The 13,045-nt window shown below is 65.3% G+C and carries 11 protein-coding genes; 8 read left to right on the forward strand and 3 right to left on the reverse strand.

Annotated elements, in window-relative coordinates:
• The first annotated feature begins 191 nt into the window (after positions 1–191).
• The 7 genes from GN330_RS18190 to GN330_RS18220 all read left to right on the forward strand — a co-directional run bounded on the left by GN330_RS18190 (position 192) and on the right by GN330_RS18220 (position 7,900).
• Positions 192–1,229, forward strand: coding sequence for an ABC transporter substrate-binding protein (locus GN330_RS18190; protein ID WP_156714129.1), 1,038 nt, complete (start codon positions 192–194; stop codon positions 1,227–1,229).
• A 168-nt stretch (positions 1,230–1,397) separates the two neighbouring features.
• Entirely contained in the window at positions 1,398–2,225 is an 828-nt protein-coding gene (locus GN330_RS18195; RefSeq protein ID WP_156714130.1) for an ABC transporter permease, read from the forward strand.
• Positions 2,225–3,013, forward strand: a complete 789-nt coding sequence (locus tag GN330_RS18200) for an ABC transporter permease (RefSeq protein WP_156714131.1) — start codon at positions 2,225–2,227, stop codon at positions 3,011–3,013. The genes GN330_RS18195 and GN330_RS18200 overlap by 1 nt, the downstream gene beginning before the upstream one ends.
• Before the next feature lie 5 nt (positions 3,014–3,018).
• Positions 3,019–4,080 carry an ABC transporter ATP-binding protein gene (locus GN330_RS18205; RefSeq protein WP_156714132.1) on the forward strand — a complete coding sequence of 354 codons (1,062 nt, stop codon included), beginning with the start codon at positions 3,019–3,021 and terminating at the stop codon, positions 4,078–4,080.
• A gap of 61 nt (positions 4,081–4,141) precedes the next feature.
• Complete coding sequence (locus GN330_RS18210) at positions 4,142–5,464, forward strand: amidohydrolase family protein (protein WP_156714133.1); 1,323 nt, start codon at positions 4,142–4,144, stop codon at positions 5,462–5,464.
• A 106-nt stretch (positions 5,465–5,570) separates the two neighbouring features.
• Complete coding sequence (locus tag GN330_RS18215; protein WP_156714134.1) at positions 5,571–6,983, forward strand: dipeptidase; 1,413 nt, start codon at positions 5,571–5,573, stop codon at positions 6,981–6,983.
• A complete protein-coding gene (locus tag GN330_RS18220) occupies positions 6,980–7,900 on the forward strand; it encodes a nucleoside hydrolase (RefSeq protein WP_343040861.1) in 921 nt (306 codons plus the stop codon). Before GN330_RS18215 ends, GN330_RS18220 begins: the two co-directional genes overlap by 4 nt.
• 13 nt (positions 7,901–7,913) lie before the next feature.
• On the opposite strand, the gene GN330_RS18225 is transcribed toward GN330_RS18220, so the two are convergent.
• Positions 7,914–9,104, reverse strand: coding sequence for an amidohydrolase (locus GN330_RS18225; RefSeq protein ID WP_156714135.1), 1,191 nt, complete (start codon positions 9,102–9,104; stop codon positions 7,914–7,916).
• Between the two features lie 88 nt (positions 9,105–9,192).
• Between GN330_RS18225 and GN330_RS18230 the strand changes: the two genes are divergently transcribed.
• Positions 9,193–9,924 (forward strand): phosphoribosyltransferase, encoded by a 732-nt coding sequence (locus tag GN330_RS18230; RefSeq protein WP_156714136.1) that lies wholly within the window; start codon positions 9,193–9,195, stop codon positions 9,922–9,924.
• A gap of 151 nt (positions 9,925–10,075) precedes the next feature.
• On the opposite strand, the gene GN330_RS18235 is transcribed toward GN330_RS18230, so the two are convergent.
• Together GN330_RS18235 and lon are read right to left on the reverse strand one after the other, a co-directional pair.
• On the reverse strand, positions 10,076–10,351 hold the full coding sequence (locus GN330_RS18235) for an HU family DNA-binding protein (RefSeq protein WP_156714137.1): 276 nt from the start codon (positions 10,349–10,351) through the stop codon (positions 10,076–10,078).
• Positions 10,352–10,548: 197 nt separating this feature from the next.
• Entirely contained in the window at positions 10,549–12,975 is a 2,427-nt protein-coding gene (lon, locus tag GN330_RS18240) for an endopeptidase La (RefSeq protein WP_156714138.1), read from the reverse strand.
• Between the last annotated feature and the right edge of the window lie 70 nt (positions 12,976–13,045).

The raw sequence follows: 13,045 nt of genomic DNA on the forward strand, positions 1-13,045 counted from the left end.
GCGATTTCGGTTGCCGCGCGGCCTAGCTGCCACCATGGCGATTGTTTTTCCAGTTTTTGGTCCGCCGACGCAGTTTTCCGATTGGAAAACCCGGCTCGAGCACGGTTTTGCCTTGCCGCGCGCGGCTAGCAAAAATAGTCTTTTTTGCCGCCGTCGACCTCCCGCGGCGAAACCAAAACAGAGGGCAAGACATGATCGGCACATTTTCGCGCATCCTCGCCGGCGCCGCGTGCGCGGCCATGCTGGCAGCAGGCCCGGCAGCGGCGCAATCCAAGACGCTGACGATTTCCTGGTGGGGCTTCAACGGCGACAAGCTAAACGAGTACATCGTCCAGCCGTTCCAGAAACAATGCGGCTGCGAGCTCGTTTTCGAGACCGGCAACAATGCCGACCGGCTGAACAAGATCAAGATCCGCAGCGGCGGCGGCGTCGACGTCGCCTATTTCACCGATTCCTATTCGCAGATCGGCATCGAGGAAGGCCTGTTCCAGCCGATCGACCGCTCGAAGATTCCCAATATCGACGGGCTTTACGAGATGGCGCAGGCGCCGCAGGGCGAATACGGCCCGGCCTATTCGATCGGCCGCGTGGGCATCGTCTACGATTCGGCCAAGGTCGAGCCGGCGATCACGCGCTGGAGCGATCTGTGGCGCGACGACCTGAAAGGCCAGATCTCGTTGCCCGGCATCACCACGACGGCCGGCCCGATGGTCGTCATGCTGGCCGGCGACAAGGCCGGCACCGACGCCTTCGAGGACGACGGCCCGGCCTTCGCCGAGATCGAGGCGCTGAAGCCGAACGTGGTCAAGAACTACAAGACCGGTTCGGAGATGATCAATCTATTCTCGACTGGCGAGGTGACGGTGTCGCTCGCCCAGGATTTCGCGCTGGCGCAGTTGCAGGCGGCGGTGCCAACAGTGGTGTGGGCCGATCTGGAGGATGGCGCGGTGGCGACGTTGAATACGGTCAACATCCCCAAGGGCGCCGAAAACGTCGAACTTGCGCATGAATTCATCAATTTCATCCTCGATCCCGAACTGCAAAAGACGCTCGCCGCCAACGGCGTCGACGCACCGGTGGTGAAATCGGTCGAGCTGACGCCGGAACAGGCCAAGCAGTGGACCTATGGCGCGGCAATGATCGACAATCTCAAACGGGTCGACTACGCCAAGATGAACGCAGCCAAGAAGGGCTGGATCGACCGCTGGAACGAAGTCTTCGGCATGTAAAGGCGACGTTCATCCGCTCCTTGCGTCAAGACGCGATGCGGGTGTGGTGAGCTGGACGGGGACGGTCTGTCGTCAGCGCGTCCCCTTCCGCCACCCCACCCACGCCAGGGCGGACAGCTTTTAGACCCAGCCCGCGACGGCTTCAAAAAAAACGCGGAAATCCCGACCATGCCCAAACGTTTCGCCGGCTGGATACTCGCCTTTCCCGCGACCATGCTGGTGGCGCTGTTCCTGCTGGTTCCGGTCACGCTGACGATCGCCACCACGTTCGGCGACGGTTCGGGGCCGATCGCGCCCTATCTCGATTTCTTCAACAGCGGCTTCCGCCGCACGGTGTTGTGGCGCACGCTCGAGGTCTCGCTGGCGACGACGGCGATCTCGCTCGTTCTGGGTTTCCTGACCGCCTATGTGGTGTCGCGCGCGCCCGGCCGGCTGAAAAGCATCCTGATTATCGCCGCCGTGTTCCCGCTCCTGACCGGCGTGGTGGTGCGCTCCTTCGCCTGGCTGATCATCCTGGGCAAGAACGGCATTTTGAACAATTTCCTCACCTGGATCGGTGTTATCGGCGAACCGCTGTCGATGCTCTATACGGAAGGGTCGGTCATCGTTGCGATGGTCTATCTGTTCACGCCGCTGATGATCCTGACCCTGGTCGGGGTGCTCGAGAACATCCCCGACGACGTCATCCAGGCCTCCGCCTCGCTGGGCGCCACGCCGGCCGCCACGTTCCGGCAGGTCATTTTCCCGCTCGCCGTGCCCGGCCTGATCGTCGGCGCGGTGCTGGTCTTCACCGGGTCCTTCACCTCCTACGCCACGCCGCAGCTTCTCGGCGGCGAGCGGCAGATGATGATGGGCACGCTGATGTACCAGGCCGCCATGGTCAATTTCGACTGGGTCAGCGCCTCCACCATCGCCACGATCATGGTCGTCATCACCGTGTCGGTGGTGCTGGCCATGACCCGCATCGCCAAGCGCCTCAACCCGATGACGACGTGATGAACACAACCATGCCCCGCTCTCTCGTCGCCTTCGCGGCGGTGGTCTATGTCTTTCTGGTCGGGCCGCTGATCATCGTGATCGGCGCAGCCCTCAGCGACACCTCCTATCTGACCTTCCCGCCGCAGGGCCTGACGTTCAGATGGTTCGAGAACATTTTCGAGATTAGCGCGTTTCGCCGTACCATCGTGACCAGCATGCAGCTTGCCTTCCTGGCCACCGGCCTGGGGCTTCTGGTCGGCATTCCGGCCGCCTACGCGCTCAACCGCCACCGCATCCAGCTTCCGTCATGGCTGTCGACGGTGTTCGTGCTGCCGATCCTGGTGCCGGAAATCGTGCTCGGCTTCTCCTTGCTCAAATCGGTCGCCGTCGGCGCCTCGCTGCCGATCTTTTTGTCGCTCCTGATCGGCCACACGCTGATCGTACTGCCTTATTGCGTGCGGGTGATCTCGGCCAGCCTGTCCTCCTTCGACTTCTCGATCGAGGAGGCCGCGATCAGCCTCGGCAGCCGGCCGGCGAAGACCTTCTTCACCATCGTGCTGCCGAATGTGCGCTCGGGCGTGATCGCCGCCTTCATCCTGGCCTTCATCACCTCGATCAACGACGTGTCGACCTCGCTGTTTCTGACCGGGCCAGGCATCTCCACGCTGCCGATCCAGATTCTCGCCCATGTCGAGCAGTTCTTCGACCCGACGATCGCTTCCGTATCCGTTTTGCTGATGGTGCTGACCGTCGCCGTGATGGCGATCGTGGAACGCACGCTCGGCCTGACCTTCCTGACAAAGTAGACACGATGACCCAGCCGCTTTCCGTCGAAAACGTCACCGCCCATTACGGCACCACCAAGGTGCTGGAGGACCTGTCGCTGTCCGTTGCAGCCGGCGAACTGGTTTCGCTGCTCGGTGCGTCGGGTTGCGGCAAGACGACCACGCTGCGCCTGATCGCCGGTTTCCTGGAGCCGACTTCCGGCCAGATCACGCTCGGCGGCCGCGACCTGACCCGGCTGCCGGCCTATCGGCGCGACATCGGGCTGGTGTTCCAGAACTACGCCCTGTTTCCGCATCTGAGCGTGCTCGACAATGTCGCCTTCGGGCTCAAGCAGCGCGGCGTCGGCTCGAGCGAACGCGACGGCAAGGCACAGGCCATGCTCGAGCGCGTCGGCCTGTCGGGCCTGTCGGACCGCCTGCCCGGTGCGCTGTCCGGCGGCCAGAAGCAGCGCGTCGCGCTGGCGCGCGCGCTCGTCATCGAACCGCCGCTTTTGATGTTCGACGAGCCGCTATCCAATCTCGACGCCAAGCTCAGGATCGACATGCGCGTGGAGATCCGCCAGTTGCAGCGCGCCAACGGCACCACATCGGTCTATGTCACCCACGACCAGGAGGAGGCGTTTTCGATCTCCGACCGGGTGGCGATCATGAATGCCGGGCGCATCATGCAGTTCGACACGCCCGAAAATCTCTATCAGCGGCCGGCCAACGCCTTCGTCGCGCGTTTCGTCGGCTTCGAAAACCTGGTCGCGATGCGCGTCGTGGCGCGCGACGGCGACCAGGTGACGGCCGAGGCGGCCGGCGGCACCCGGCTCGAGCTCAGCCAGGCCAGGTTCGGCGCAATCCCCGACCGGTTCGTGCTGGCGACGCGGCCCGACGGGCTGGCCGTCAGCGCCGACCCGAACGCGCAGGGCATTCCCGCCAAGCTGGGGCTGCGCACCTATCTCGGGCGCGCCTACCAGTATCAATGCGAGACCGAAGCCGGCCATCTGATCGCCAACGGCACGCTGTCGACGCCGCTGGAGCCCGGCAATCCGGCGCGGCTGGTGCCGGTGCCCGACCAGTGCTGCGTGCTCGACGCGGAGTGATGGCCGGCGACGGCCCAGCAATACCGGCGCGCAAACCGCCCCAACCCGACCGGGACCGCCCATGACCCTGCTGATCACCAACGCCACGCTGCTGCCCTGCACGCCGGAGATGCCGGTGATCGAGAACGGTTTCGTGCAGATCGAGGGCGAGACGATCACCGCGACGGGCGCCGGTCCCGCCCCGGCGATCGACGGCGCCGAGACGATCGACGTCGCCGGCGACATCGTCATGCCGGGCATGGTCAATCCGCATTGCCATATGGCGATGACGTTGTTTCGCGGCCTCGGCGAAGATGTCGACGACCGGCTCTATCGTTACGTGCTGCCGCTGGAACGCAAATTCGTCACGCCCGAGATGGTGCGGGCCGGCACAAGGCTCGCCGCCCTGGAACTGATCGCCGGCGGCGTCACCACCGTAGCGGACATGTATTATTTCGAAACCGAGGTCGGCCGTGTGATCGACGAGGCCGGCATGCGCGGCGTGGTCGGCCAGACGATCGCCGATTTCGACCCGCCCGACCACGCCACCATCGACGCCGGCTTCGCATTGACCGAGGATCTTGTGGCCGAATTCGCAGGCCATCCGCGAGTGATCGCCTCGATCGCGCCGCACGCGCCCTATTCGACCGATATCGCGGTCATGAACCGGATCGCGCGCTGGGCCGACGACCACCCCGGCGTGCCGGTGCAGATCCATCTGGCCGAGATGGATTCGGAAATGGACTGGTGCGCCAAGAATCACGGGCTTCGTCCAGTCGAAGTGGTCGAGAAGGCGGGGTTGCTGCGCAAGGGGTTGATCTGCGCGCATTGCTTGCACGTGTCGGAAAGCGACATCGAGAAGATGGCGCGCGCCGAGGTCCGCGTTGCCCACAATGCGCGCTCCAATGCCAAGGCCGGCCGCGGCATCGCGCCGGTGGAAGCGATGCGGACCGCCGGCCTGCCGGTCGGGATCGCCACCGACGGGCCGATGAGCGGCAATACGCTCGACCTGTTCTCGCAATTCGCGCCGGTTACCATGTTCCAGAAGCTTCTGGGCCACAGCCGCAAGCCGATGCCGGGCGTGGAGGTGATCCGCATGGCCACGGTCGAGGGTGCGCGCGTGCTTGGGCTGGACGACCGGATCGGCTCACTGGAGCCCGGCAAGCAGGCCGACCTGATCCGCATCGACATGTCCGCCCCGCGCCTGCAGCCGGTCTACGATCCCTATGCAACCCTGGTGTTTTCGGCCATGCCGGACGATGTGCGCGACGTCATGGTGGCCGGATCGTGGCTGATGCGCGACCGCACGGTGCTGACACTTGAACGCAAGCAGGTGCTGCGCGACGCGCTGCAGGTGGCCGCACGCTTCAAGGCCGAAATGACACGGATCGACGCCACCGTTTGAGGCTGGACCACGACAAGCCGGCGCGCTGGCCGGGCGCAGGCATTGCCCTCAGCGGCCCGCTCCGGCATGGATCGCCAAGGCGCCCCGCAATCGACAGGAGACGACAATGCCCGCCCCGACCGAACAACTCGATGCCGTGCTCGCGCATGTCGACGCCAATCTGGATCAAAGCCTGGAGCGGCTTTTCGCGTTGATCCGCATCCCCTCGGTCTCGACCGACCCGGCCTATGCCGACGACTGCCGGCGCGCGGCCGACTGGCTGGCCGGCACGCTCGCCGCGATCGGTTTTGAGGCATCGGCGCGGCCGACCGGGGGCCATCCGATGGTGGTCGGCCACGCGCCGGCGAAGCCGGGGCCGCATGTGCTTTTTTACGGCCATTACGACGTGCAGCCGGTCGATCCGCTACCGCTTTGGAATTCGGATCCGTTCGAGCCGACGCTGGTTCCGCAGGACAATGGCGACATCCATATCGTGGCGCGCGGCGCCTCCGACGACAAAGGGCAATTGCTGACCTTCGTGGAGGCCTGCCGCGCCTGGCACGCGGTGGCGGGCGCCTTGCCGGTCCAGGTGTCGATGCTGTTCGAGGGCGAGGAGGAATCCGGTAGCGCCAGTCTCGGGCCGTTCCTCGACGAGGCCGGGGCGGAACTGAAGGCCGATGTCATGCTGGTGTGCGACACCGACATGTGGGACGACAAGACCCCGGCGATCACGACCATGCTGCGCGGCATCGTGCAGGAAGAAGTAACGGTGCGCTGCGCCAGCCGCGACCTGCATTCGGGCATGTTCGGCAATGCCGCGCGCAACCCGCTGCAGGTGCTGTCGGAGGCGATCGCGACGCTGCGGGCGCCTGACGGCAGCGTCACGCTGGACAGATTTTATGATGGCGTAAAACCGCTGCCGGCCGACGTGGCTGAGCGCTGGAAACGGCTTCCCTTCGACGAAGAAGGGTTTTTGAAGGATATCGGCCTGTCGATCCCGGCCGGCGAGGCGGGCTATTCGGTGCTGGAGCAGGTCTGGGCGCGACCGTCCTGCGAGATCAACGGCCTGTGGGGCGGTTATACCGGCGACGGCTTCAAGACTGTCATCCCGGCCGAGGCCCACGCCAAGATTTCGTTTCGCCTGGTCGCCGGCCAGGATCCCGAAAAGGTCCGCGCCGCCTTCCGCGCCCATATACGCGCGCATGTGCCGGAGGATTGCAGCGTCGACTTCGTGGTCCATGGCGGCAGTTCGGCCACCGTGATGCCGATCGACAGCCCGCTGCTGCAAAAGGCGCTCGGGGCGCTGTCAGAGGAATGGGACTGCGAGGCGGCGGTTGCCGGCACCGGCGGTTCGATCCCGATCGCGACCGTCTTCAAGGACCGGCTCGGCATGGATTCACTGCTGGTCGGCTTTGCCAAGTTCGACAACCGTATCCACAGTCCAAACGAGAAATACGACCTGTCGAGCTATCACAAGGGCATCCGCTCCTGGGTGCGCATCCTTGCCGCCTTCGCCGCCGCGGAGACGGAAAGAGCGTGAGCGACAATCCGCCCCGGCCGGTGATCATCGACACCGATCCCGGCATCGACGACGCAATCGCGATCCTCGCCGCCCTCGCCGCGCCAGCCTTCGACATTCGCGGCGTGACCACGGTCGCCGGCAATATCGGCATCGAGACCACCACGCGCAATGCCGGCCGCATCCTGGCGCTGGCCGGGCGCGGCGACATTCCGGTGATCGCCGGGGCGGCCGCACCGCTGGCGCGCAAGGGCTTCGACACCGCCGACATCCACGGCCGCGACGGGCTCGGCGGGGTGCCGTTTCCCGAACCGCTGGCGCCGCCCGCCGGCGCCGACGCCGCCGGCTGGATCGCGGACACGCTGGACGCGACTGCGCCCGGCACGCTCGACATCCTGGCGCTCGGACCACTGACCAATCTGGCGCTTTTGCTGCGAGACCGGCCGGACACGGCCCAGCGCGTCGGCCGCATCATCGCAATGGGTGGCGCCATCGACGAGCCCGGCAATATCGGGCCGCGCTCAGAATTCAACCTGGCCGCCGATCCCGAGGCGGCGGCGGCCGTGCTCGGCAGCGGCCTGCCGGTGACGCTGATCCCGCTCGACGTGACGCGCCGCGTGCGCGCCGCGCGCGCCTATGTGGCGTCGCTGCGCGCGGCCTCCACCACGGCGGCAACCGCCTCCGCCAACCTGATCGAGGCCTATTTCACCACCACGACGGGCGGCGCCAGCCGGCCGCTGCACGATCCCTGCGTGATGCTGTTCGCGCTCCGCCCCGAACTGTTCGACTGCGAAGACCTCACCCTGTCGGTCGATATCGGCGACGGTCCCGACGCCGGTGCGCTGACGCCAGGCGGCGCCGGCGCGCCCAGCGTGGAGGTGGCGCTGGGCGTCGACGCCGACCAGGCGCTCGCGCTGCTTGCCGACGTGCTCGGGTAAGGCTGAGACCGGCTCAGCCGGTCGCCAGCTCCATTTCGACCAGCCGGGTCCAGAAGGCGACGCCGGAGGCGATCGCGGCGTCGTTGAAATCGTAGCGGCTGTTGTGATGGAGCGCATCGTTTTCGGCCGGGCCGTTGCCGAGCCAGACATAGGCCCCCGGCACCACCGCGGAAAAATGCGCAAAATCGTCGCCCGCCGTCGATGGTGCGAAGGTGCTGACGACCCGCTCGGTCCCCAGCGCCCGTTCGGCCGCGAGCCGGGCGCGCCGCGTCGCCTCGGGATCGTTCACCACCGGCGGGATCTGCCTCATGTAACGATAGTCGATCTCGATACCGAACATGGCGGCGACCCCGCGCGCGAAGACGCCGATCTCCTCCTCGAGCAGATCGCGGGTTTCGGGCGTATAGGCGCGGGTGGTGCCGCCGATGCGCACCTCGTCGGGAATGACGTTAAGGGCGTCGAAATCGCCGGCCGAAAGCGCGCAGGCGCTGACGACGGCCGGCTGCAGCGGGTCGACCCGGCGCGCCACAATCGACTGGATTGCGGCCAGGAAATGGCCGGCGGCGGTGACGGCGTCGCGTCCGAGATGCGGTTTGGCGCCATGCGTGCCCTTGCCCCGGAAGGTCAGCGTCCAGCGGTCGGAACTGGCCAGTTGAGGGCCCGCGACCGCCGCGATCTGGTCGGTGGCAAGCCCCGGCATATTGTGCAGGCCGTAGACGGCGTCGACCGGAAAGCGGTCGAAGAACCCGTCATCGATCATCGCCTTGGCGCCACCCCGTCCCTCCTCTGCCGGCTGGAAGACGAAATGCACGGTACCGGCCAGGTCGGGTTTGTCCGCCAGCGCGCGCGCCGCCCCGAGGAGCATGACCGTGTGACCGTCATGGCCGCACGCATGCATACGGCCTTCAACGGTCGAACGGTAGGGGCGCTCGTCGGCCGTGGCCGCCTCGTTCATGGCGAGCGCGTCCATGTCGGCGCGCAAGGCGATACGCCGCCCGCCCGCACCGCGCGACAACGTGCCGACGACACCGGTCCCGCCCAAACCGCCGTGAACCGTGAGGCCGGCCTCGTCGAGAACGCGGCGGACGAGGGCGCTGGTGCGCTGTTCCTCGAAACCGAGCTCGGGATGAGCGTGGAGGTCGCGCCTCAAGCGGGTGAGAAAGGCGATTTCGTCGTCGCCCGCATGGTTTTTTGCTACCGTCATCCCTACACTCCACTCACCGGGAACCAGCCCAGACGCGCCGCGCAAAACCTTGTTTCGAGGCCTCATTTTTGCAACAGAAAGAACGTCTTTGCCACTGAAACCGCATGAATTCTGGCAGGAACTCTATCCGCCGGGCTTTTTCGCCTGCGGGGCGCAGACGCGCCACAGCGAACTTTATCCGGCGGTGCTTGCAGACGGGCGCCAGATCGCGCTGCCGATCCGCGCCCTGCCCGGCGACGGCGGGTTCGGCGTCGCGTCGCTGATCGTCAATCAGGCGAGTTTCGCCGTCGAGGAAGCGCTCGCCGGCCACATGATTGCCGCCGTGCGGCCGTTCGGCCCCGATATCGTCGTCGGCGTACCGACCCTCGGCCTGCCGCTCGCCCATGCGGTGGCGCGCGGCCTCGGTCACACCCGCATGGTCGCGCTCGGGACGTCGCGGAAATTTTGGTACGACGACGCGCTGTCGGAACCGCTTGCTTCGATCACCAGCCCCTGGCACGAGCGAACGCTTTATCTCGACCCGCGCATGCTGCCGCTCCTGCACAACAAGCGGGTCGCGATCGTCGACGACGCAATCTCGACCGGCCGCTCGACCGCGGCGGTCGTCAGGCTGCTCGGCAAGGCCGGAATCTCGCCGGTCGTGCTTGCCTACGCCATGCTGCAGACCACGCGCTGGCAGGCTGGGCTTCGGACCCTCGATGCCGGCCTCGGCGAGCGGGTGCGCGGTGCCTTTCATACGCCGCTCCTGGAAGCGGCGACAGACGGGAGCTGGCGCGCGGTCGACGTGCCCGCCGCAACGCAAGCCCGGGCGCAGCCGTAAGCTTACCGAAGCCATCAATGAAAGAAGCCGGGACATGCCCGGCTTCACTCATTCGTCCCCCGACAAAACCGACGAGAAGCCACCAGGCTCCACCCCGCTCCCGGCATCCGCTGCTCGGCGGGCTTTCCGGCGGACGCCGTGTCGCGAAAGCCTAACTGTTGACGGCGTCCTTGAGGCCTTTGCCGGCCGAGAATTTCGGGACATTGCGGGCCGGAATCTGAACCGGCTGGCCGGTCTGCGGATTACGTCCGGTGGACGCCTCGCGCCGGGACACTTCGAAATTGCCGAAGCCGATCAGACGGACATCGCCGCCCTTTTTCAGTTCGCCGGTGATCACCGAGAACACGGCTTCAACGGCCGACTGGGCATCTCCCTTGGAGATGTTCGCCGCCTCGGCCACGGCCGATACGAGTTCGTTCTTGTTCATGAAATCCTCATTCGTTCAAAAACCGCATTTATGGCGACTCAACCCGCCGCGCCCGAACTCTAGTGACAAGTGTGGTCCTGACCAAGCAGCAAATCAGCAAAAGACCGCATTTGCGCGGTTTTTCGACCGTTTTCCAACGAAAAGCCGGGCAAACGGGCCCGGCTTTTCACTCTTTGCCGTCGCGTCAGCGGCGAAGGCTAATGCGCGAGATTTTGCGCGCCCGCATCGCCGGCCTTCGCCTTGGCCGCCTCCGCGGGCTCGGCCGGCTCGGTCCATTCGATCGGCTCCGGCATCTTCATGAGCGCATGCTCGAGCACTTCACCGACGCGGGCGACCGGAATGATCTCCAGACCGCTTTTGACGTTGTCGGGGATTTCGGCCAGATCCTTGGCATTTTCCTCCGGGATCAGCACCTTCTTGATGCCGCCGCGCAGCGCCGCCAGGAGCTTCTCCTTAAGCCCGCCGATCGGCAGCACGTGGCCGCGCAAGGTGATTTCGCCGGTCATGGCGACTTCCTTGCGAACCGGGATCCCGGTCAGCACCGACACGATCGCCGTGACCATGGCGACACCGGCCGACGGACCGTCCTTGGGCGTAGCGCCCTCCGGCACGTGAACGTGGATATCCCGCTTGTCGAAGGTCGGCGGCTCGATGCCGAAATCGACCGCGCGCGAGCGCACATAGGACGCGGCGGCCGAGATCGATTCCTTCATGACGTCGCGCAGATTGCCGGTCACCGTCATCTTGCCCTTGCCCGGCATCATGACGCCCTCGATCGTCAGCAATTCGCCGCCAACCTCGGTCCAGGCCAGCCCGGTGACGACACCGATCTGATCCTCGCCTTCGGCCTGACCGAACCGGTAGCGCGGCACACCCAGATAATCGGCCAGATTGTCCGTGGTGATCGCGACCGACTTGGTGTCGGTCTTGAGTATCTCGGTCACGGCCTTGCGGGCGAGCTTCATCAGTTCGCGTTCGAGATTACGCACCCCGGCTTCCCGCGTATAGGTGCGGATCGTCAGGCGGATCGCCTCGTCGTCGACCGAAAATTCCTTCGGCTGCAACGCGTGGTCGCGTACCGCCTTGGGCATCAGGTGGCGCTTGGCGATCTCGACCTTCTCGTCCTCCGTGTAGCCCGCGATGCGGATGATCTCCATCCGGTCCATCAGGGCCGGCGGGATGTTGAGCGTGTTGGCCGTGGTCACGAACATGACGCTGGACAGGTCGTACTCAACCTCCAGATAGTGATCCATGAAGGTCGAGTTCTGTTCCGGGTCCAGCACCTCCAGCAACGCTGAGGACGGATCGCCGCGGAAATCCATGCCCATCTTGTCGATCTCGTCGAGCAGGAAGAGCGGATTGGACTTTTTCGCCTTCTTCATCGACTGGATGACCTTGCCGGGCATCGAGCCGATATAGGTACGGCGATGGCCGCGGATTTCGGCCTCGTCGCGCACGCCACCGAGCGCCATGCGGATGAACTCGCGCCCGGTCGCCTTGGCGATCGACTTGCCAAGCGAGGTCTTGCCGACGCCGGGCGGACCGACAAGGCACAGGATCGGGCCCTTCAGCTTCTTCTGGCGACTTTGCACGGCGAGATACTCGACGATCCTCTCCTTGACCTTGTCGAGCCCGTAATGGTCGGTGTCGAGCACCTCCTGGGCGAAATGCAGGTCTTGCTTGACACGCGAGTTCTTGCCCCACGGGATCGACAGCAGCCAGTCGAGATAGTTTCTCACCACCGTCGCTTCGGCCGACATCGGCGACATGGCGCGCAGCTTCTTGAGCTCCGCACCGGCCTTCTCGCGCGCTTCTTTCGACAGCTTGGTCTTCTTGATACGCTCCTCGAGCTCGGCCATCTCGTCGCGGCCGTCCTCGCCCTCGCCGAGCTCCTTCTGGATCGCCTTCATCTGCTCGTTGAGGTAATATTCGCGCTGCGTCTTTTCCATTTGGCGCTTGACGCGGCTGCGGATGCGCTTTTCGACCTGGAGCACCGAAATCTCGGCCTCCATGAAGCCCATTGCCTTTTCCAGGCGCTCGCGTACCGCAAGCGTCGCCAGCATTTCCTGCTTTTCGGGGATTTTGATCGCCAGATGCGAGGCGATCGTGTCGGCGAGCTTGGAATAGTCCTCGATCTGGCTAGCGGCACCGACGACCTCGGGCGAGATCTTCTTGTTCAGCTTGACGTAGTTTTCGAAGTCGGCGACCACCGAGCGCGCCAGCGCTTCGATCTCGACCTCCTCCTCCTCGGGCTCGGCCAGCATTTCGGCGCGAACCTCATGGAAATCGTCACGGCCGGTGAACTCGGTGATGCGCGCGCGCGAGGCGCCTTCGACCAACACCTTCACGGTACCGTCGGGCAATTTGAGGAGCTGGAGAACGTTGGCCAGCGTGCCGACATCGTAGATCGCGTCGGGTGCGGGGTCGTCATCGGCCGCGTTCATCTGGGTGGCAAGCAATATCTGCTTGTCCGCACCCATCACGTCCTCGAGCGCCTTGATGGATTTCTCGCGTCCGACAAAAAGCGGCACAATCATGTGCGGGAACACGACGATGTCGCGTAGGGGAAGGACGGCGTAAACACCGCCGGTGGCAGAGCCGGTGGACGCTGGGGCTGTGGTCATGTTCTTGCCTTTCATTCAGCGGCCACCCGAAAGCCAACCGCGAATCCCATTGTAACGGCGCCGACCCGTT

This window comes from Nitratireductor arenosus (assembly GCF_009742725.1).
GTDB lineage: Bacteria > Pseudomonadota > Alphaproteobacteria > Rhizobiales > Rhizobiaceae > Mangrovimarina > Mangrovimarina arenosa.

Excerpts from the sequence above, each read along its gene's own strand:
- GN330_RS18225 (WP_156714135.1), bottom strand. The coding sequence starts at position 9,104 with ATGACGGTAGCAAAAAACCATGCGGGCGACGACGAAATCGCCTTTCTC.
- GN330_RS18190 (WP_156714129.1), top strand. The coding sequence starts at position 192 with ATGATCGGCACATTTTCGCGCATCCTCGCCGGCGCCGCGTGCGCGGCC.
- GN330_RS18235 (WP_156714137.1), bottom strand. The coding sequence starts at position 10,351 with ATGAACAAGAACGAACTCGTATCGGCCGTGGCCGAGGCGGCGAACATC.
- GN330_RS18205 (WP_156714132.1), top strand. The coding sequence starts at position 3,019 with ATGACCCAGCCGCTTTCCGTCGAAAACGTCACCGCCCATTACGGCACC.
- GN330_RS18215 (WP_156714134.1), top strand. The coding sequence starts at position 5,571 with ATGCCCGCCCCGACCGAACAACTCGATGCCGTGCTCGCGCATGTCGAC.
- GN330_RS18195 (WP_156714130.1), top strand. The coding sequence starts at position 1,398 with ATGCCCAAACGTTTCGCCGGCTGGATACTCGCCTTTCCCGCGACCATG.
- GN330_RS18210 (WP_156714133.1), top strand. The coding sequence starts at position 4,142 with ATGACCCTGCTGATCACCAACGCCACGCTGCTGCCCTGCACGCCGGAG.
- lon (WP_156714138.1), bottom strand. The coding sequence starts at position 12,975 with ATGACCACAGCCCCAGCGTCCACCGGCTCTGCCACCGGCGGTGTTTAC.
- GN330_RS18200 (WP_156714131.1), top strand. The coding sequence starts at position 2,225 with ATGAACACAACCATGCCCCGCTCTCTCGTCGCCTTCGCGGCGGTGGTC.